Raw genomic sequence first — 17,039 nt, 5'->3', positions numbered from 1 at the left:
AGTCAGCGCCTCGGTAGCGGGTCGAGCAGCAGCACCACACGCGAGCAGCGGCCATATCCTGTAGTGGCAGCCGCCCGCTCAGGTCGGGCTCGCCAGCATCCGCGGCACCCGCGCCTGTACGTCCAGCACATCCCGATGGCGGGTATTGCGTACAACCGCTGTCAGCGCCTCGGTAGCGGGCGTGCAGCAGCGGCACCGCTCGCGAGCGCGGCCATTCCGCGTCGGGCAGCCGCCCGATCAGGGTCGGGTATTGCGCAGCAGCCGCGGCACCCCCGTCAGCGCCTCGGTAGCGGCCAGCATCGAGCAACTCGGCAGCACCACTTCTGCTTGCCGGCGGACGCGGCCGCCAGGTACGCGCCGAGCGCCATCGGGTCGTTCTGCCCGTACACCAGGTCGACCTTCAGGCCCTGGGCCAGCCACTGGTTGGTGATCGTGGTGGCGTTGTCCTTGAGCCACTTGGCTTCCCGGTTGGCGAGGATCTTGACCTTCGGGTTGCTCTTGATGCCGTCCCGGAAGCCGCGGTCGCGGTCGATCTGCGGCTGGTCGGACAGGATGCCCTGCAGCTCCACCACATTGCCGCCGTTGGGCAGCAGTTGCGCGGCCAGCTGACCGGCCTTCTGCCCGGCGGCGAAGTTGTCGCCGCCGATGAACGCGGAGTAGCAGTCGGAGTTGACCGAACGGTCCAGCACGATCACCGGGATCTTCGCCGCGCAGGCCTGCTGGACGGCCGCCGCGAGCGGGGCCGGCTCGTTCGGCGAGATGATCAGCGCGTTCACCTTCTGCTGGATGAACTGCTGCACCTGCGACACCTGCCGGCCGGAGTCTTGTGCCGCGTCCGCGATCGGCAGCAGCTTCAGGTTCGGATACTGCTTGATGTAGTGCTCCAGCTGCAGGTTCAGCTGGGCCCGGTACGGCTCGGCGTTGTTCGACTGGGAATAGCCGACGACGAACTGCTGCCCGGCGCCGTTGCTGGCGGGTGCGCCACTGCTGCCCGTGGTGGACGCACAACCGGCCACGAGCACGAGGGGGCGGTCGCCGCGACGGCGAGGCGACCGATGCTGATACGGATCACGACTTTCTCCCAGTGTTCTTGCCGCCCGACGGACCGGGCGCCGCTGTGGAAACCGCGGCGGTGGCTAGGTCCCCGCCACCGCGGCCGAATGTTCGCCGGATGAAGCCGGCGAAGCTGGTGATCAGGTCCGGCCGCTGCAGCACGACCGCGACGACCACGATCAGGCCCTTGATGATCAGCTGCAGGTTGTCGCTGACAGCGTTCAGGCCGAGCACGTTGTCCAGCAGGGTGAGGATCAGGACACCGACGAAGGTGCCGATGATGCTGCCCCGGCCACCGGCCAGCGCGGCGCCGCCGATCACCACCGCGGCGATCACGTCCAGCTCGTACCCGCCGCCGGCGAGCGGATCGGCCGACGCGCTGTACGCCGCGTCGATCGGGCCGGCGAAACCGGCGAGCAGGCCGCAGATGGTGAACACCGCGATCTTCACCCGGTTGACGTTGATGCCGGACAGCAGCCTGCCGCTGTCTCGTTCCCGCCGACCGACCGCGTAAATATGCCGACCGAACGTGGTTTTGGAGAGGATCAACTGAAAAACCACGCAGGTGATGACGAAGGCCAGGACCGGATAGTAGACACCGGCGCCGAGTATACCGCTAAACAAATTGTGGCCGGGCGTACCGAACAGCTGGAACTGGTCGGAGTGCGCGGACAGTTTGCCAGTCGGCCCAACGATCTGGGTGCCCACACTGACGTTGTTGCTGATCTGCCGGTCCAGCCCACGAAAGACCGACAACGTCGCCAGTGTCATGACGAACGGCTGGATGCGCAGCCAGGTGGAACCGGCGCCGTTGCAGAAGCCCATCACCGCCCCGGCGACCACACACACCGGCAGGATCAGCACCGGCGGCAGATCCGCCTGTACGAGCAACATCGCCGCCACCATCGACGAAAGCCCCAACATCGACCCCACCGAAAGGTCGATGCCGGCGGCCAGGATCACCAGCGTCTCACCGACCCGAGGATGCCCCGGGACGCGAAGGCGCCGACCGCGTTGGTGATGTTCGACTGGCTGAGAAAGATGCCGCCCTTGGTGCTGATGCCCAGGATCAGCACCAACGCCAGCCCCACGTAACCCTGCAGCGAGCCCAGGGTGGAGAGCACCCGTTTCCACCGCTCGGCTCCGACTGGTTTCTCGGCGACCGCGGTCGCGGTCGTCTGGGTGCCCGCCACGCTATGTTTCCTTTCCAGTGCTGGACATATCTTCGGCGAGGACGACCTGCCGGGCCATCGCCGCCGCCAGGATCCGCTCCTGGGTGGCCTCCGCCCGATCGAGCTCCGCGGTAACCCGACCCTCGCAGAGCACGATGATCCGGTCGCACGTGCCCAGCAGCTCCGGCAGCTCGGAAGAGGCCATCAGAATGCCGGTGCCGGCGGCCGCCAACTTGTTGACCAGCTCGGAAATCTCCGCCTTCGCGCCCACGTCGATGCCCCTGGTCGGCTCATCGAGCAACAGCACGGTCGGCTTGGTCAGCAGGCACTTGGCCAGTACGACCTTCTGCTGGTTCCCGCCGGACAGGTTCGCCACCATGCTCGCGAGGCTCGGCGTCTTCACCCGCAGGCTGGCGACCTGCTCCGCGACCGCCTTGCGCTCGGCTTTCGCGTCCACCCCCCCGGACCAGCGGCGGAACCGCTTCAGCGAAGCCAGACTGGCGTTGAACCGTACGGTGTTCGACAGCACCAGACTTTGCGTCTTGCGGTCCTCGGCGACCAGCGCGACACCTCTGCGGATGGCTTCCTCCGGCGACCGCGGTGGATACGGTTTCCCGTCCAGCGCCAGCGACCCGCGGATCGCGCGCGTGCCGAAGACGCCGAAGATCGCCTCCAGCACCTCGGTACGACCGGCGCCCATCAGGCCGGCGAGCCCGACGATCTCGCCGGCCCGTACGGACAGCGAAACATCGTGCAGCGCCACCCGGCCGGCCCGCGGGTCGGCCGCCAGCGACAGGCCGGTCACTCGCAGCCGCTCGGCTCCGGCGGAGATTTTGGCGGAGTGCTGGAAAATCTCGCCGAGTGGCCGGCCGACCATCATCCGGATCAGCTCGGCGCGATCGGTCGCCGCCATCTCGCGAGTGCCGATGTAGCCGCCGTCGCGCAGCACCGTCACCCGGTCGGCGATCTCGTACAACTCCTCGAGCCGGTGCGAGATGTAGATGACCGCGACCCCGCGGGCGACCAGCCGGCGGATCACCGCGAACAGCAGTTTCACCTCAGCGTCGGCCAGTGCGGATGTCGGCTCGTCCATGATCAGTACGCGGACGTTCAGCGACAGCGCCTTGGCGACCTCGATCAGCTGCTGCTCGGCGATCTGGCACGTACGCACCGGCCGCCGCGGGTCCAGTCGCAGGCCCAGCTCGGCGAGCAGCCGGCGCGCGACTCGGCGTCCATCAGGGGCCGGTTGATCGTGCCCCACCGGGTCCGCGGCTCCCGGCCTAGGAAGATGTTGTCCGCGATCGACAGCTCTGGCACCAGGTTGAGCTCCTGGTGGATCATCCCGATGCCGAGCGACTGGGCGTCTTTGGGGGTGGTGGATGTTCGCCCGCTCGCCAGCCAGCTCGATGCTGCCGGCGTATTCGGTGAAGACGCCGGACAGGATGTTGCACAGCGTCGACTTGCCGGCACCGTTCTCGCCGAGCAGGGCGTGCACCTCACCGGCGCGTACGTCCATGGACACGCCGGTCAGGGCCCGTACGCCCGGGAAGGACTTGGCGATGTCACGCATCGCCAGGATCGGGGAGTTGCTCTCGGGCATCGGGTCAGGTCGCCTGCGTCAGGTCGAGGTAGTCCAGGCCAGCGAAGTAGCCCGCCGCCGACGCGTTCTTGCCGGTGACCGTCATCGTCAGCGTGTGGGTACCGGCGCTGAGCTGGTGCTGTCCATAGGACAGGGGTGGCGTGATCACCACGGCCCCCGCGTTGTAGCCGTCAACAGGTTCGCCCATCGTCGTACCGTCCAGAGCGAAGGTCACGATGCCGTAATCGACCGCCTTTGTCAGCACCATCGACAGGTCGTACGTGCCAGCCGTCGAGACACTGAACTGCAGGACCGCGTTTTGCGGCGCCGACTTCGCGGTGAACCACAGCTGCGAACCGTTCGACCAATGGACGTTGCAGCAGTCGCCCTGTGGGCCGATCGGGGCGGTGGCCGAGACGACCGGCATCGACTCCGCCTCGACCCGGAGCTTGTTGCCGGTGACCGCGCTGACCAGTGCCGACAGCGGGCCGGCGTGACCGGCCGCGTCCACCGCCCGGACCCGGTAATACCAGGTCTGTTTGGTGCCGAGATCGCCGTGGGCGTACGAAAGCAACGGCGTGGTAGTCAGCAGAGTGGAGCCGGCGGCGGTGAAGTTCGGGGTGGTGGAGCCGTACACCTGGTACTGCGGCGCGTACGTGTCGTCAGTGGCGGGCAGCCAGGTGACGTTGATGCTGTTGGTGTCCGTACCGGCCGCGTGCAGCCCGAGAGTGGCGCTGGGTGCCCGGCTGTCCACAGTGGCTGGTACGTCCGAGACCGCCGCGTAGGAGGCCGCGGTCCAGGCGGCGGAGCCGGCCGCCGGCGTCAGTGTCACGGTGATCGATGAGCGGCCGGCGGTCAGCGCGGCGGGCAGCTCGAAGCTGTCGTCCAGCCAGCGCAAACCCTGGTTGCTCAGGGGCTGCGTCCAGGTCCCGGCCGCGATGCCGTTCACACTCACAGTCGCGCTTTGGTAGCCCTGGTTCTGGTCGGACGTACGGCGAAGTTCGACGCCCCGGTTGTCCCGCGCGACCGCCAGCTGGAAGCTGACCGGCCCGGCGGTGGCCCGGATGCCGCGAGTGACAGCCGGCTGGGTGCGGTCGTAACCCTCGTAGCCGCTGGACACCGCGGTCACCGCGCCGGGGTTGGTCGACTTGTACTGATGGGCGCTCTCGCTGCCAGTGTCGCCGACGGTGAGCGAGTCGGTCTGGCGCATCACATTCTTGTCCTGGGCGTAGTAGTACGTCGTGGAGCCATAGATCGCCGGATCCGTGTCGTACGCGCCGTGCTCGATGCCGAACCGGACGGACGAGCCGTACTGCGCGCCTTCGGTGAGCATCAGCCGGTACGCGCCAGTGCAGTCGTACACGCAGCCGAGGCCGCGGTTCTCGTGCGCGGGATCGCCGTTGAACGGGTTCGTGTCGGTGCCTCGATTGAAATACCAGCCGGACTCGTAGAAGTCCTCGGTGCCGGTGCCGGACATCTGCGGGCTCACCGAGCCGTCCACGAACAGCCGCTCGTCGCCCTCGAGGTAGCCGCGGCCGGCGTCCTGGGCGAGGCCTTCCATGGTCTCGGTGACCCCGACCACCCGGCCGTGCCCGATGGTGTCCACGAAGGTGTGGTCCTGGCCGGGCGTCTCGATGGTCCGGTCACTGGCGGCGTGGAAGTAGCCGGTGGAGCCGTCCGCGCCGAGCTGCGCGGACGCGGGGGGCTGCCGCGGTGGTGACAGACAGACAGTTGGGCGCCGTTGATCGCGACCAGCGAGTCGTTGACCAACGTGACCGTGGCGCTCGACCGGTAGGGCATCTGCCACCAGGCGGACAACGTCTTGGTGGCCGGGTCGGCGCCGAACATCATCGCTCGTACGGGATAGAGCCCCAGGCCGGTGCCGAAGAACTCGCCGAGCGGCGCGTCCACGGTCTGCCGGCCGTCGAAGCTGATCCGCAGCCGGGTGTCACGCATGATCGAGTCGGAGGTGGCGATCTCGCTGGTGCCCGAGCCGGGGGCGGCGAGCTGCGGGATCTTCACGGTCAGCGCGGTGATCGCGCCGGAGCCGCTGCCGGCGGTCACGGTCTTACTCGCGCCGCGGGGCAGCGCCAGCGCGGTCGTACGGGTACGAGCCCCCGGCTGTGCGGGTTTCGGGTCGGCCGTGCCGGATGCTTTCAGCTTCGCGATCACGTCGGTGGCCTGGTCGGCCGGATCGAAGGTCGGGATTCCCCGTGGATCGGCGAAAGTGCGGTAGGTGACGTGGTAGTAGACGGGCTTGTTCTGGACCGTGATCAGCATCGACTTGCTGAACGTCATCGGCACCTTGAGGTAGACACCGCCGGATGACTGGTCGGCGTTGGCGACAAGTGGGTAGACGAAAGGCGCGCCCTTGGCGCCGTTCACGATGTCCTGAAGCGAACCGGAAAGCACTGTCTTGCCGTCTAGCTGGACGGTGATCGTGCCGGTGGCTGTCACGTTGCCGTCGTCGCGGGTGAACCAGATCGAGTCCACCTCCCCGGCGCCGGCCCGCTCCGCGATGACGCAGCCGGCCGAGGTCGTCCGCAGGCACCACGAGTTGCCGTCATCGTTGCCGCCGGCCCGGTCGAAGCTGGAGGACTGGAAGGTCCGGCTGTCGCCGGAGATGTCGGCAAGCCGCTCCGGGTGCCGGTAGGTGTCCCAGCCGATCGGCCCGTGGGAGGCCGGTGGAGGGGCCGCCGTGGCGGGCTGGCTAGCCGGCACGAACGCGGTGGCCACCGCCAATGCCACCACTGCGGACAGAGCGGTCAAACGACGTACGCCCCGCGCCATGGAACCCTCCGGGATGCGCTAGAAATCGATTTCCCGGAGGTTAGTGACCCAGATTACGCCGTGTCAAGGGGCTCTCGTACGAGCAAGCCGTGGAGGGCAGTGGCGGCAATCGCCAGAATTCACCGCGAAAGACGCATGCCCACCCGCGCGCGTGCCGCCCCGTTTCCTGGTCAGCCGGGGTCTGTATCGAGCACTAAGGAGTGCCGCTACCGACTCATGGCGCACCGAGAAGGTCCTACCAAGGAGGTCAGCGTTGTGCGGAAGGTGATCGAGTACGTCCTGGTTTCGGCGGACGGCGTCTTCGAAGACCCGGTAGGGATGGGCGTCGGCGAGTATCAGGACGAGGCGTACCTGCGCGACGGTTTGGGCTTGCTGAACGCATGCGACGCGATGCTGTTCGGCCGCCGCACCTACCAGGCGTTCGCGGGGCTCTACGGCGGCGGTGGGGCGCACAAACCGATGTGGGCCGACCGGCTCACCGCCATCCCGAAGTATGTCTTCAGCTCGTCGTTGGTGACGGCCGGCTGGGGTAACCCCACCATCATCGGCGGCGATGCCGTCGCCGAGGTTGCCCGACTCAAGCAACAGGAAGGGGGAAACCTGCTGCTCATGGGCCACGGCCTGCTGGGAGAGACGCTACTGAGGGAATGGCTGATCGATGTCATCGACCTCGCCATCTACCCCTTTATGGCAGGTAGCGGGAAGCAGCTCTTTCGAGAGGGTCAAGACGCCAAGCTGAGACTCGCCGCCGTCAAGACCTTCTCGAAGATCGTGAAGCTGACCTACGAGACGGATGTCAGGACATTAGACCGTCGAGCGTGACGAAACGGCGCGCTGGACAGCCAGCGCGCCGTTTCGTGACCTCCCGAAGCGGTCTAGCGGCCGTTCTGGGTCGCGGTAGTTGGAGTTGTCTGGGCAGGGGGAGCAGCCTGGGTCGGGGCAGTGGGGGCTGGACGGGACGCAGCGGGCCGGGCCGGCGCGGCGGGGGTAACCGGAGTCGCTGGCTTGTTGGCCGCGGCGGCCGCGTTCTTGTCGAGTACGTCGGTGGGCTCGTCTCCGAGCGCGTCCGGGACGGTCTGCAGGATCTCCCGTACGGACCCGAACTGGCCGACGAGCGTCGCTCGTACGTTCATCAACTGCTCGACGACCGATTTGGCGTGCGCGATGATCCGGTCCGACTCGGCCTTCGCGGTGGCCCGCAGCTGGTCGGCCTGCTTCTGGGTGTCGGCCAGCAGTTTCGCGGCCTCCGCCTTGGCCTTCTCGACCCGCTGGGTGCCCTCGGTGACGGACGCCTTCTCGCGGTCCTCGTGGACCTTCTGCGCCTCATCGCGGCGGCGTGCCATCGAGGTGTGTCGAACTGCTGCTGCAGGTCCTGGTGTGCCTTGCGGGCGGCGGCCAGCTTCTCGGCGGCCGCGGTGTCGGCGGCGGCGATCTTGTCCGCGGCGCTCTTCTCGGCCGCGGCGGTCTTCTCCCGGGCCGCCTTGTCCACCGCGGTCGTCGTCTCGGCGACGTACTTGTCGACGGTGCTGCGCTTCTCGGTGGCGTATTTGTCGGCGGCGGCCGTCTTGGCGGCGGCGGACTTCTCCGCGTCGCCGATCAGCTTGGTCGCGCGCTGGTCGGCGGCGGCGGTGATGGCGTCGGCCTTGTCGCGGGCGATCTTGTCGCGGGAGTCGGCCTGGATGCCGACCTCCTTGGCCTTGCGCAGGATCTCCTTGGCCTCGTCATCGGCGATGCCGAGGATCTGGCCGACCCGGGCACCGAGCGACTCGTACGTCGGGGCCTTCGCGGTCTTGAGCTTCTCGTGCAGTTCCTCATTCTCGGTCTGGGCGTCCCGCAGCTGCTGGCGGGCGTCCTCGAGCCGACCGAGCGCGCCGTCCCGGTCCGCGGCCGTGGATCGGTACTGCGTCTCGATCCGCTGGAATGCCGTGGTCACCTGATTACGGTCGAAACCTCGCAGCACCACATCGAAGGTGCCCGGTTTTTCCTGCATCGGGATCAGTTCAGTCCGGTGCTCGGACATGCATACCCTCCAGGGCAGTCGCTTCACTGGCGCCGCTCCGACGCCACTGTCGTGTGCAGGTCACCACCACAGCCAACCGGGGCGTTCACGCTTACGGCGTAATCGATCGGTTGCTGACGGCATTGGCCAGATCGGTTGATCGTACCGAGAGCCGAAGTCGGACTATCTATATGTAGATTTCGCTCTCTGGAGCAGAATTCCGACATTTTGCCATCACATTTACGCGTGGCCATTCTGTGACATCCCCGTCACGCATGCGTTAAATACATGGGAAAAATGTCGTAGCCGCATTTTTCCACCGACATAACGGCTTGCGGGTTTTCGAGCAGTGTCCCGGGTCGACATGGCGATCGCCAGCGGGCGTCCCTAGGGTTGGTTCCGTTCATCGCCCGTACGAATGGTGGGACCGCATGCGATACGGCTTGAAGGTCAATCCCGGCACCTGGCCGGAGGCTACGCAGTGGGCCGGCATCGCCGAGGACGCCGGATTCCACAGCCTGTGGACCGGCGACAACCTGCGCAATTCCCGAGACGCCGCCATCGCGGTGCATGACGGTCCGACACTGCTCGCCGCGTGGGCGGCGACCACCGTCGACATCCAGATCGGCCTGTTGATCGCGAACCTCGCGTACCGACAGCCGGCCCCGTTGGCGAAGCAGGCGGTGACCCTCGACCACATCAGCGGTGGCCGGTTCGAGCTCGGCATCGGCTCCGGGCTGTGGCCGGCCGACCACGCGATGGCCGGCGTGCCGTACTGGCCGGGCCCCGAGCGCGCCGACCGCTTGGCCGAGTTCGTGGGCAGCGTCGACCGACTGTTGGGTGGCGATACCAGCGACCACTCCGGGGCGTACTACAGCTACCGCGACGCGGCGATGAGCCCTGGCCCGGTGCAGGACCGCATCCCGCTGCTCGTGGCCGCCAACGGGCCGCGCGCCCTCGCGGTGGCCGCCACCTATGGCGACGCCTGGGTGACCTTCACCGGCGCGGCTACCGAGGAAGAGTTCTACCAAGCCTCTGTCGAGCGCGCCGACAAGCTGGACCAGTTGTGTACGGACGCCAACCGCGACCCCGCCTCGGTCCGCCGCATCCTGCTCGCGTACGGCTCGGTCAATCCCTGGGCCAGCCCGGACGCACTGGCCCAGATCACCGAGCGCTACCAGGCGATCGGGTTCACCGAGATCGTCTGCTACGCCCCGAAACCCGCCGAGCGCCCGATCTTCGACAAGGCCGTCGGCACCCTCTTCCCCTGACCGTCGATGCGAACGTCAGGGTGGGTACGGAAGGCACCAGCGGGCGACGGCGGCATGGAGGCCATCGAGGTCACGTTCGTCGCCGGCCCACGCGACATAGCCATCTGGACGGACCAGCAGGGCGGCCGTTGGGCGGGCGTCGTACGGGCGAATGACCACTTCGACGGGCCAACCGTCGGGCGATGGCCCGTACGGCTGGCCGGTCCGCGAGGTCGAGGAGAATCGGCTTTCCGTTCCGCAGGAAGGATTTCAGGGGCAGGGCGGGGACGAATCGGCCGGTGAGCGGGTGTCCGCCGGGGATCGTGTCGAACCGGCGATCTGAGCCGTCCATAAGTGCGACGAGGTGGCGCAGCGGCCCCGCGTACGTGAGAAGTTCGCCCAGCAACTCCCGCAGCGCCACGCCGTTGTCGCCAGCCGCCTGGGTGAGCGCGGCCTGCGCGCGGGTCTGCAGCAGTGCGCGTTTGGCGATGGGACGGCGTTCGGCCTCGTACGTGTCGAGCAGGTCGGCTCTGTCGATCAGCGCGGCCGCGAGTTTCCAGCCGAGGTTGACCGCGTCCGGCAGCCCGACGGTGAGCGCGCCGCCGGCTGGGAACAGGTGCGCCGCGTCTCCGGCGAGGAAGACCCGGCCGTCCCGGTACCGCTGCGCGAGGCGGCCCTGGACGACCACCTGGGACAGCCAGATCGGCTCGCCCAGCGGTAGCTCGCCACCCAGCACGCGGCGGGCACTGGCCTGCAGCTCAGGCAACGTCAACGAGGCCTTGTCCCGCGGCGCTTCACCGGGCTCGCGTACGCCGGCGATCACCACTCCAGGCTGTAGGGACATCGCCAGCACCGCTCCTCGGGGCGTCCGGTTCCAGCCGCGTTGGAGTCTCCCGAAGCCCGGCACGTCGAGGCCCGCATTCGTATACAGCCCGGCGGCCTCGGGCGCCCGGAAGTGGCCCATCCGGAGCACCTCCGGGTCCGCCGAGCCGGGAAACGCGATGCCAGCCTGTTGGCGTACGACACTGTGCCCGCCGTCGCATCCGACCAGATAGCGCGGGCTCAGCTCGTACGAGTCATCGTCCTGTCGGACTTGCACCGTCACCCGGTCGGCGCTCTGCGAGAAAGCCGTTACCTCGTGGCCGCGCCGGATGGTCGCTCCGAGCTCGACGGCCCGATCGGCCAGCAGCCTTCTAGCTCCGGCTGCGGGATCAGCAATGCCGGCAGCCGGACGTCTGGAATAAGGGAGAGGTCCATCAGCACATCGCCGAACGGATACGACGGCACTGGACCGGCATATCTGCCGGCGCTGAAACCGGCTAGCAGACCTCGCAGCTCGAGCAGTCGTACGGGTTGACCAACTATCCCGTTGGCCCGTGGCACGACACTGTTCTCCAGCCGTTTTTCCAACACCACTACCGATATGTCGGCCAGCGCCAACTCGCAACTGAGCATCAGGCCGACCGGCCCGGCGCCACAAACCACCACGTCCATTGCCGTCACCAACCTGTCAGTTTGGATTGACATCACTTGTCAGTTTGGGTTGACAGATGGCCGCTGTCACCCCAAACTGACGGACATGGACAGTGACCTCGCCGAGCGCATCCGTTCGACCGACCCGGCCGTGGCCCTTCGCGCCGTCGGCGCGTTGCACCGGCTCGCCGAGCAGGTGGAGGCCGCCGCGGTGACCCGCCGCGCCCGCGAACAGGGGTGGTCGTGGGAGCAGATCGGAGACGCCCTCGGCGTGTCCCGCCAGTCCGTCCACACCAAAACACGGGAAGTGAGTGACATGGCCGATCAGTCCACCGCAAGACATCCGTTCAGCGTCGTCGTGAAGGCGGCCCTGGACGAGGCACGCCGGCGAGGGGATCGCCGGACGGGCACCGAACACCTGGTCCTCGGTCTGCTGAGCGCCCCGGACACCCCGCCAGCGCGGGCGCTCAACGTGGACCTGGCGACCGCTCGCGCAGCGTTGCAGTCACTGGACAAGGCCGCATTAGGATCGATCGGCATCGACGTGGCGGACTTCCCCCCGGTGAGCGTCAAGCCGCTGGGCAAGCGCCCGCCGCTCACCTCCGCCGCCCGGGCTGCCCTCGCCGCGGCTGTCGGCGCGACCACGATGAGAACGCGTCGACTCGCCCCGAGACAGCTGTTGCTCACTCTGCTGGAAAGCCGCTCGCCCGACCCGGCCGCGGACCTGCTGGCAGCGCTCGGTGTCGACGGCGTGGTCGTACGGGACCGCCTGGGGTGATCCTTTCGACATCCCGGAGACACAGTTAGGATTCTGTTGATTCCGGCCTGGAGAGGACCATCCGCGTGATCATCGACGTACACAGCCACTTCTTCCGTGATCACAGCCATTTCAGCGAGTCCTTCGTGGCCCAGTCGTCTCGGTCCCGCACCGAGCCGGTGGACCTGCGGGTGCGCTGGGAGGACTACCTGGCCACCGCGCCGGGGACACTCGGACCATCGTTTTCGGTGCCAAGGCACGGCTTTCCGGCCAGTGGGTGCCGGACGAGATGGTCGCCGAGTACATCGCGGACCAGCCCGACCGGTTGATCGGTTTCATGGCGCTGGACCCCACCCAGCCAGGCTGGCAGGACGAGATGCGGGTAGCGCACCGGTCGCTGGGCCTGCGCGGGATCAAGCTGATGCCGATGTACGCCGGTTTCGACCCGGGCGACGAGTTCTGCGACCCCCTGTGGGCGTACGCGCAGGAGAACCAGCTGCCCGTCTTGCTGCACACCGGTACGACTTTCGTCTCGCAGGCCCCGATCGCCTACGCCAGGCCGGCTCTGCTCGACCCGGTCGCGACCCGGTTCCCGGAGCTGCGGATGATCCTCGCGCACCTCGGGCACCCGTACGAAGGGGAGTGCATCGCCGTCATCCGCAAGCACCCACATGTGTACGCGGACGTGTCGGCGCTGGTCTATCGGCCGTTCCAGCTGTGGCGCGCGTTGATGTTGGTGCAGGAGTACGGCGTGTGGGACAAGCTGCTCTTCGGCACCGACTACCCGTTCACCACGGTCAACGAGACCGTCGAAGGCCTGCGCTCCGTCGCCCAGGTCGAAAGCCCCAAGGGCCTGCACGGACTCGACGCCTCGGCTGTCGAGTCCCTCATTCACCGCGACGCCCTGCCGCTGCTGGGCCTTACCTGACGGCGGTGTGTGCGAGGATCGCCTCGATCGCCACATCAGCAGGGGCGCGGAAGTTCATGGCCGGCGCCCTCCAGCGGCACCAACCGCGCGGCGCGGATCTCGCGGGCCAGCGCGACACCGTGTCCGTAGGGGAAAAGTGGGTCCTCGGTGCCGTGCATGACCAGCGTTGGCAACGAAATCTCCGCGAGCCGGTGCCGCTGACTGGCGCCGCCTTCGAGCATCCAGTGGTTCTGACCGGCCGCCATGTTCTTCGTACGATCGAAAACCTGGACGGCGAGGGCTCGCGCGGCCGGTTCGTCGAAGGGCAGCGATTGGCCGGCCACCAGCTGCTGGTCCCGTACAACGGACTCAATGACGGCCGAGCGGTCGGTCCAGTCCGGCGGCGCGGCGGCCTCGGCGAAGCTCGCCTTCAGCTCGGGCGACATCGGCGGAAGGTCGGCGTCGCCAGGACCGGCCGTCGTCGACATGAACGTCACCGAGGTCAGCCGGTCGGCGTGATCGAGCGCGAGCTGCTGGGCGATCGCGCCGCCCCATGGAGAACCCGACGACGTGCGCTTTGGCTGTTCCCAAGGCATCCAGGATCCCCATCGGATCGGCGACGAGGTCACTGGACTGGTACGTCGGTGCCCCCGCTGGGTCGTGCGCGGACCGGCCGGTGTCCCGGTGGTCGTAGCGCACCACGTACCGGCCGCCCTCGGCCAGCCGGTGGCAGAAGTCCGTCAGCCACCAGTCCATCGAAGCGGTCGCGCCCATGATCAGCAGGATCGGCGGCGCGGCCGGCTCACCGAATGTCTCGACACAGAGGTCGACACCGCGGACTGGGAGGATCTGCTCCGGCATGCTGCTCCTTAGGTCGTTCTCCTACAGACCAGACGAGCATTGGAAAGTCATCGGTTGGCGGCACCGTCTCGTACCAACCGGAGCAGCCGTACGGCCCGCTCATCATCCGCGCCAGTCAACGCGATGCCGTTGGCCAGCCACAACACGTCCCGAACCGGCAGGTCGGCTCGTACGTCCCCGGCCTCCTGCGCCCCCCGTACGAGCAGGGACCCGGCGGTCGAGAGCATGGCGTCGTGCCACTGCCCGAAGCGCTCCGAGTGCAGGCCCGCTGGGCCCGCCATGAGCGACCGCGCGAGGTCCTGCTTGGTGACGACATGTGCGATGAAAGACCGCAACCACTGGAAAAGTGCGTCGCCGGGGGAGTCCGCCACCAGCAACGCCTCGCCGCGCGCGCACAACGCCGTGACCTCGTCGGCGTAGACCGCGACCAGCAGGTCTCGCCGGGTGGGGAAGTGCCTGTACATCGTCGCGTTGCCGATGCCGGCTCGTCGCGCGACCTCGTCCAGCGGCGCGTCCGCGCCATGCTCGCCGAAGACCTCTTTGGCGGTGGCAAGCAGTAGGTCGTAGTTGCGTTGCGCATCGGCTCTGCGACGAGGGCTGGCGGTTGACATGACACTCCGAGGGTAACTGGGGTTTCCCCCAGTTACCCTACCGGGAATGGTCGGCGAACAGATCGAGCAGCTTGCCAGCCGAGCCGGGCCAAAGCAGAGCTCCAGGTTGTTCGCGGATTCCGCGGCGGACGCCGCGCTGCGCGGGAACAGCGCTTCTTCGTACGTGGACAGCGCCTTCTCGATGTCGTCTGGGTGCGCGACGATCGCCGCCGCCAGCTCGGCGCTGTCGAACATCGCAAGATTGGCGCCCTCGCCGGCAAAAGGCGACATCAGGTGGGCGGCATCGCCCAGCAGCGTCACCCCCGGCACGCGATCCCAACGATGGCCAACCGGCAACGCGTAGATCGCCCGGGGGACTAGCGCGTCGTCTGAGTCGGCGACGAGTGCGCGCGCAGCTGCTCGTCCCAATCGTGAAAGGAAGCCAACACAAATGCCTTGGCCACGTCTTGATCCGTGATGCCGGCGGCCCAGTTTTCGGCCGTACGCAAGGCGCAGTAGATGTCGAGGCAGCCGTTGCTGTCGCGGTGCGCCAGAAAACCCTGGTCTTGAGCGAGTGCGAACAGCATTCCGCCGCCGCCGACCCGCGCGGCACTGCCGGGATGGCGGTCATCAGCATCGTTCAGGTGCGTTTCGACGAAAGAAATGCCGGTGTAAGTGGGCCAGGCTGCGGAAACCAGCGGGCGCACCTTGGACCAGGCGCCGTCGGCGCCGATCAGCAAGTCCGTGATGAGGGAGGATCCGTCGGCGAAAGTCACCTCGTGACGGCCGTCGGCGAGCGTACGAGCGCCGGCGACCTTGATGCCCCACCGGATCATCCCGGCGGGCAGCGAACCGATGAGAAGCTCGCGCAGCGCGCGGCGGTTGACCTCGGGCCGACCCCGGTCGCCGTCCTCTTTTTCGTCCAGCAGAACAGTTCCGTGCTTGTCGAGGACGCGCGTGGCTTCGCCGCCTTCGTGTACGAGGGCGCGGAACTCGTGGTAAAGGTCTGCCGCGCGCAACGCGATCTGACCGGTGTCGTCGTGGATGTCCAGCATGCCGCCCTGTGCCCGCGCCTGAGGCGACGGCTCCAGTTCGTACACAGTCGCGCTTGGATCCCGTGCAGGTGCAGGATCCGGGCCAGCGTCAGGCCGCCGAGGCCGGCGCCAATGATGGTTATCGAGGTCATGTCAGTGCTCCCTTAACGTGTGCAGTGTGCCGTCGATGACGGCCTGAAGGCCCCACGACAGTCGGGCCTGCGGCGGGCCGGACAGCAGATCCGCGCCGATCGCGGCGAGATGGGGATGAGTCGCGGGGGAGATGTCTCGTACGGCTGAGTCCAATGCACGCCAGTCTTCGTCCGGCGCCTCGATCGCGTGCTCAGCGGCCGTCGCCGTCCCGAGCTGGAGCAGCAGGTCAAGACCCCAGGCGGCCTGCCCGACAGGCACGCCACCCTGGTGCAACAGCGCGAGCAACGCCTCGCACAGGTCGAGGTAGTTCGGGCCGGATGGTCGGGCCACCAGCGCCGACTGGGCCAGACCCGGATGCTCAAGGAGCAGCGCGGTGTACGAGCGCAGGATCGTCTCCAGCCGCGTCCGCCAGTCGCCGGCCCTTGACCGGACTCAGATCGAGGCCACCGAGCAAGTCGTCGAGGATCGCGGCGTGCAGCTCGGCGGTGTTGCGTACGTACACGTAAAGAGACGCCGCACCGGTGTCGAGTTCCTGAGCCAGTCGCCGCATGGTGACCCGGTTCAGACCCTCAGCGCCCATCAGCATGACGGCCGTACCAACGATCGACTCACGCGTCAGCGCTGGCTTGGCCGGACGGACGATCTCTGCGGCTCCTCGGTGGCATAGGCACACTCTGACGAACATGTTCGTAACGAACAAGTTCGTCAGCGTGTGACCTGTCATACGAACCGTGCAGATGTGGCACCATCTTGCACGTGACCAGCACCGGCGCCTCGGCGCAACACCTGCGCGACCTCGCGCGCCTTCGCCGGGTCCGAGATCGGATTGACCGGAGTACGCACAGCCGCTGGATGTGGAGGCGCTCGCCCGGGACGCGCACATGTCGGCCGGGCACCTCAGCCGCGAGTTCCGGCAGGCGTACGGCGAGTCGCCGTACGCGTATCTGATGACGCGGCGCATCGAGCGGGCGATGGCGCTGCTGCGCCGCGGCGACCTGAGCGTCACCGATGTCTGCTTCGCGGTCGGCTGCTCGTCGCTGGGCACCTTCAGCACCCGGTTCACCGAGTTGGTCGGAGTGCCGCCGAGTGTGTATCGGCGGGACGCGGCGAGCGCGACCAGCGGGATGCCGGCGTGTGTGGCAAAACAAGTCACCAGACCGATCAGGAATCGAGAAGCGCGGTCCGCGAGCCGCAAATAGCCTGGTCGCCATGGACATCACCATTCACTCCAGCTTCCTCCCACAGGACGATCCCGACGCCGCCATCGCCTTCTACCGCGATGTGCTCGACTTCGAGATCCGCAACGACGTCGGTTTTCAACGGCATGCACTGGATCACCGTCGGTCCAGCCGGCCGCCAGCACGAACGGGCGTTCTCTACCCGCGGCGGCGAGTCCCGGAATCACCGAGGACGAGCGGCGC

The 17,039-nt window shown here is 67.7% G+C and carries 21 protein-coding genes and 6 pseudogenes; 8 read left to right on the top strand and 19 right to left on the bottom strand.

Features of this window, described 5'->3' with window-relative positions:
- The 7 genes and pseudogenes from GNX96_RS60665 to GNX96_RS60655 form a co-directional block, all read right to left on the bottom strand.
- Positions 1-307, bottom strand: a 307-nt coding sequence (locus GNX96_RS60665) for a hypothetical protein (RefSeq protein WP_279583367.1), incomplete at its 3' end; no start/stop codon positions are given.
- Positions 276-1,022, bottom strand: a complete 747-nt coding sequence (locus GNX96_RS46865) for a substrate-binding domain-containing protein (protein ID WP_279583366.1) — start codon at positions 1,020-1,022, stop codon at positions 276-278. The genes GNX96_RS46865 and GNX96_RS60665, both read right to left, overlap by 32 nt.
- A 46-nt stretch (positions 1,023-1,068) precedes the next feature.
- On the bottom strand, positions 1,069-2,016 hold the full coding sequence (locus tag GNX96_RS46860; RefSeq protein WP_279583365.1) for an ABC transporter permease: 948 nt from the start codon (positions 2,014-2,016) through the stop codon (positions 1,069-1,071).
- A complete protein-coding gene (locus GNX96_RS60660; RefSeq protein ID WP_279583364.1) occupies positions 2,013-2,246 on the bottom strand; it encodes a hypothetical protein in 234 nt (77 codons plus the stop codon). Before GNX96_RS60660 ends, GNX96_RS46860 begins: the two co-directional genes overlap by 4 nt.
- Position 2,247: 1 nt before the next feature.
- Positions 2,248-3,825 carry a sugar ABC transporter ATP-binding protein gene (locus GNX96_RS46855; protein ID WP_279583363.1) on the bottom strand — a complete coding sequence of 526 codons (1,578 nt, stop codon included), beginning with the start codon at positions 3,823-3,825 and terminating at the stop codon, positions 2,248-2,250.
- A gap of 4 nt (positions 3,826-3,829) precedes the next feature.
- Positions 3,830-5,611, bottom strand: a complete 1,782-nt coding sequence (locus GNX96_RS46850) for a DUF2961 domain-containing protein (protein WP_163573827.1) — start codon at positions 5,609-5,611, stop codon at positions 3,830-3,832.
- Positions 5,545-5,760: pseudogene (locus GNX96_RS60655) on the bottom strand (DUF2961 domain-containing protein); the annotation flags it as partial. The gene GNX96_RS46850 and the pseudogene GNX96_RS60655, both read right to left, overlap by 67 nt.
- 1,089 nt (positions 5,761-6,849) lie before the next feature.
- On the opposite strand from GNX96_RS60655, the gene GNX96_RS46840 reads away from it, so the two are divergent.
- Positions 6,850-7,416: a dihydrofolate reductase family protein gene (locus tag GNX96_RS46840; RefSeq protein ID WP_163573825.1), complete on the top strand. Its 567-nt coding sequence runs from the start codon at positions 6,850-6,852 to the stop codon at positions 7,414-7,416.
- 53 nt (positions 7,417-7,469) lie between these two features.
- Here GNX96_RS46840 and GNX96_RS46835 read toward each other — a convergent pair whose 3' ends face one another.
- Together GNX96_RS46835 and GNX96_RS46830 are read right to left on the bottom strand one after the other, a co-directional pair.
- The gene (locus tag GNX96_RS46835) at positions 7,470-7,727 is read right to left on the bottom strand and encodes a hypothetical protein (protein WP_163573824.1); all 258 of its coding nucleotides are present in this window, start codon (positions 7,725-7,727) and stop codon (positions 7,470-7,472) included.
- Positions 7,727-8,614: an ATP synthase F0 subunit B gene (locus tag GNX96_RS46830; RefSeq protein WP_163573823.1), complete on the bottom strand. Its 888-nt coding sequence runs from the start codon at positions 8,612-8,614 to the stop codon at positions 7,727-7,729. Before GNX96_RS46830 ends, GNX96_RS46835 begins: the two co-directional genes overlap by 1 nt.
- Positions 8,615-9,024: 410 nt before the next feature.
- Between GNX96_RS46830 and GNX96_RS46825 the strand changes: the two genes are divergently transcribed.
- Complete coding sequence (locus GNX96_RS46825) at positions 9,025-9,864, top strand: LLM class flavin-dependent oxidoreductase (RefSeq protein ID WP_163573822.1); 840 nt, start codon at positions 9,025-9,027, stop codon at positions 9,862-9,864.
- Between the two features lie 15 nt (positions 9,865-9,879).
- Here the strand turns inward: GNX96_RS46825 and GNX96_RS66895 are convergent, their stop codons facing one another.
- Genes GNX96_RS66895 through GNX96_RS60650 form a run of 3 tightly spaced genes read right to left on the bottom strand, consistent with a single transcriptional unit; the run spans position 9,880 to position 11,370 of the window.
- Positions 9,880-9,981: an aromatic-ring hydroxylase C-terminal domain-containing protein gene (locus GNX96_RS66895; RefSeq protein WP_390624348.1), complete on the bottom strand. Its 102-nt coding sequence runs from the start codon at positions 9,979-9,981 to the stop codon at positions 9,880-9,882.
- The gene (locus tag GNX96_RS46820) at positions 9,935-10,996 is read right to left on the bottom strand and encodes an FAD-dependent monooxygenase (RefSeq protein ID WP_279583369.1); all 1,062 of its coding nucleotides are present in this window, start codon (positions 10,994-10,996) and stop codon (positions 9,935-9,937) included. The genes GNX96_RS66895 and GNX96_RS46820 overlap by 47 nt, the downstream gene beginning before the upstream one ends.
- The gene (locus tag GNX96_RS60650; RefSeq protein WP_279583362.1) at positions 10,975-11,370 is read right to left on the bottom strand and encodes an FAD-dependent monooxygenase; all 396 of its coding nucleotides are present in this window, start codon (positions 11,368-11,370) and stop codon (positions 10,975-10,977) included. Before GNX96_RS60650 ends, GNX96_RS46820 begins: the two co-directional genes overlap by 22 nt.
- Before the next feature lie 52 nt (positions 11,371-11,422).
- Here GNX96_RS60650 and GNX96_RS46815 point away from each other — a divergent pair.
- From GNX96_RS46815 to GNX96_RS46805, 4 genes and pseudogenes are all read left to right on the top strand, one after another.
- Positions 11,423-11,614: pseudogene (locus GNX96_RS46815) on the top strand (helix-turn-helix domain-containing protein); the annotation flags it as partial.
- 18 nt (positions 11,615-11,632) lie between these two features.
- Entirely contained in the window at positions 11,633-12,094 is a 462-nt protein-coding gene (locus tag GNX96_RS46810) for a Clp protease N-terminal domain-containing protein (RefSeq protein ID WP_163573828.1), read from the top strand.
- A gap of 65 nt (positions 12,095-12,159) precedes the next feature.
- Positions 12,160-12,402: a hypothetical protein gene (locus tag GNX96_RS60645; protein WP_279583361.1), complete on the top strand. Its 243-nt coding sequence runs from the start codon at positions 12,160-12,162 to the stop codon at positions 12,400-12,402.
- Positions 12,363-13,001 (top strand): amidohydrolase family protein, encoded by a 639-nt coding sequence (locus GNX96_RS46805; protein WP_279583360.1) that lies wholly within the window; start codon positions 12,363-12,365, stop codon positions 12,999-13,001. The genes GNX96_RS60645 and GNX96_RS46805 overlap by 40 nt, the downstream gene beginning before the upstream one ends.
- A 35-nt stretch (positions 13,002-13,036) precedes the next feature.
- Here the strand turns inward: GNX96_RS46805 and GNX96_RS60640 are convergent, their stop codons facing one another.
- The 7 genes and pseudogenes from GNX96_RS60640 to GNX96_RS60630 form a co-directional block, all read right to left on the bottom strand.
- On the bottom strand, positions 13,037-13,576 hold the full coding sequence (locus tag GNX96_RS60640; protein ID WP_279583359.1) for an alpha/beta hydrolase: 540 nt from the start codon (positions 13,574-13,576) through the stop codon (positions 13,037-13,039).
- Positions 13,548-13,841 (bottom strand): annotated as a pseudogene (locus tag GNX96_RS66890) (alpha/beta fold hydrolase); the annotation flags it as partial. The pseudogene GNX96_RS66890 and the gene GNX96_RS60640, both read right to left, overlap by 29 nt.
- 47 nt (positions 13,842-13,888) lie before the next feature.
- Entirely contained in the window at positions 13,889-14,752 is an 864-nt protein-coding gene (locus GNX96_RS46795; protein WP_313885962.1) for an SbtR family transcriptional regulator, read from the bottom strand.
- 56 nt (positions 14,753-14,808) lie between these two features.
- Positions 14,809-15,531 carry an FAD-dependent oxidoreductase gene (locus GNX96_RS61985; protein ID WP_313885961.1) on the bottom strand — a complete coding sequence of 241 codons (723 nt, stop codon included), beginning with the start codon at positions 15,529-15,531 and terminating at the stop codon, positions 14,809-14,811.
- Positions 15,528-15,617: pseudogene (locus tag GNX96_RS66885) on the bottom strand (FAD-dependent monooxygenase); the annotation flags it as partial. The gene GNX96_RS61985 and the pseudogene GNX96_RS66885, both read right to left, overlap by 4 nt.
- Before the next feature lies 1 nt (position 15,618).
- Entirely contained in the window at positions 15,619-15,987 is a 369-nt protein-coding gene (locus GNX96_RS60635) for a TetR/AcrR family transcriptional regulator C-terminal domain-containing protein (RefSeq protein ID WP_279583368.1), read from the bottom strand.
- Positions 15,977-16,303 (bottom strand): helix-turn-helix domain-containing protein, encoded by a 327-nt coding sequence (locus GNX96_RS60630; protein WP_279583358.1) that lies wholly within the window; start codon positions 16,301-16,303, stop codon positions 15,977-15,979. Before GNX96_RS60630 ends, GNX96_RS60635 begins: the two co-directional genes overlap by 11 nt.
- Positions 16,304-16,374: 71 nt before the next feature.
- Here GNX96_RS60630 and GNX96_RS46780 point away from each other — a divergent pair.
- Both GNX96_RS46780 and GNX96_RS60625 read left to right on the top strand, forming a co-directional pair.
- Positions 16,375-16,817: pseudogene (locus tag GNX96_RS46780) on the top strand (helix-turn-helix transcriptional regulator).
- Between the two features lie 10 nt (positions 16,818-16,827).
- Positions 16,828-17,039, top strand: a pseudogene (locus GNX96_RS60625) (VOC family protein); the annotation flags it as partial.

The sequence above is a fragment of the Fodinicola feengrottensis genome, assembly GCF_010993775.1.
Taxonomy (GTDB): domain Bacteria; phylum Actinomycetota; class Actinomycetes; order Mycobacteriales; family HKI-0501; genus Fodinicola; species Fodinicola feengrottensis.
This window is presented reverse-complemented; position numbering and strand designations above follow the sequence as displayed.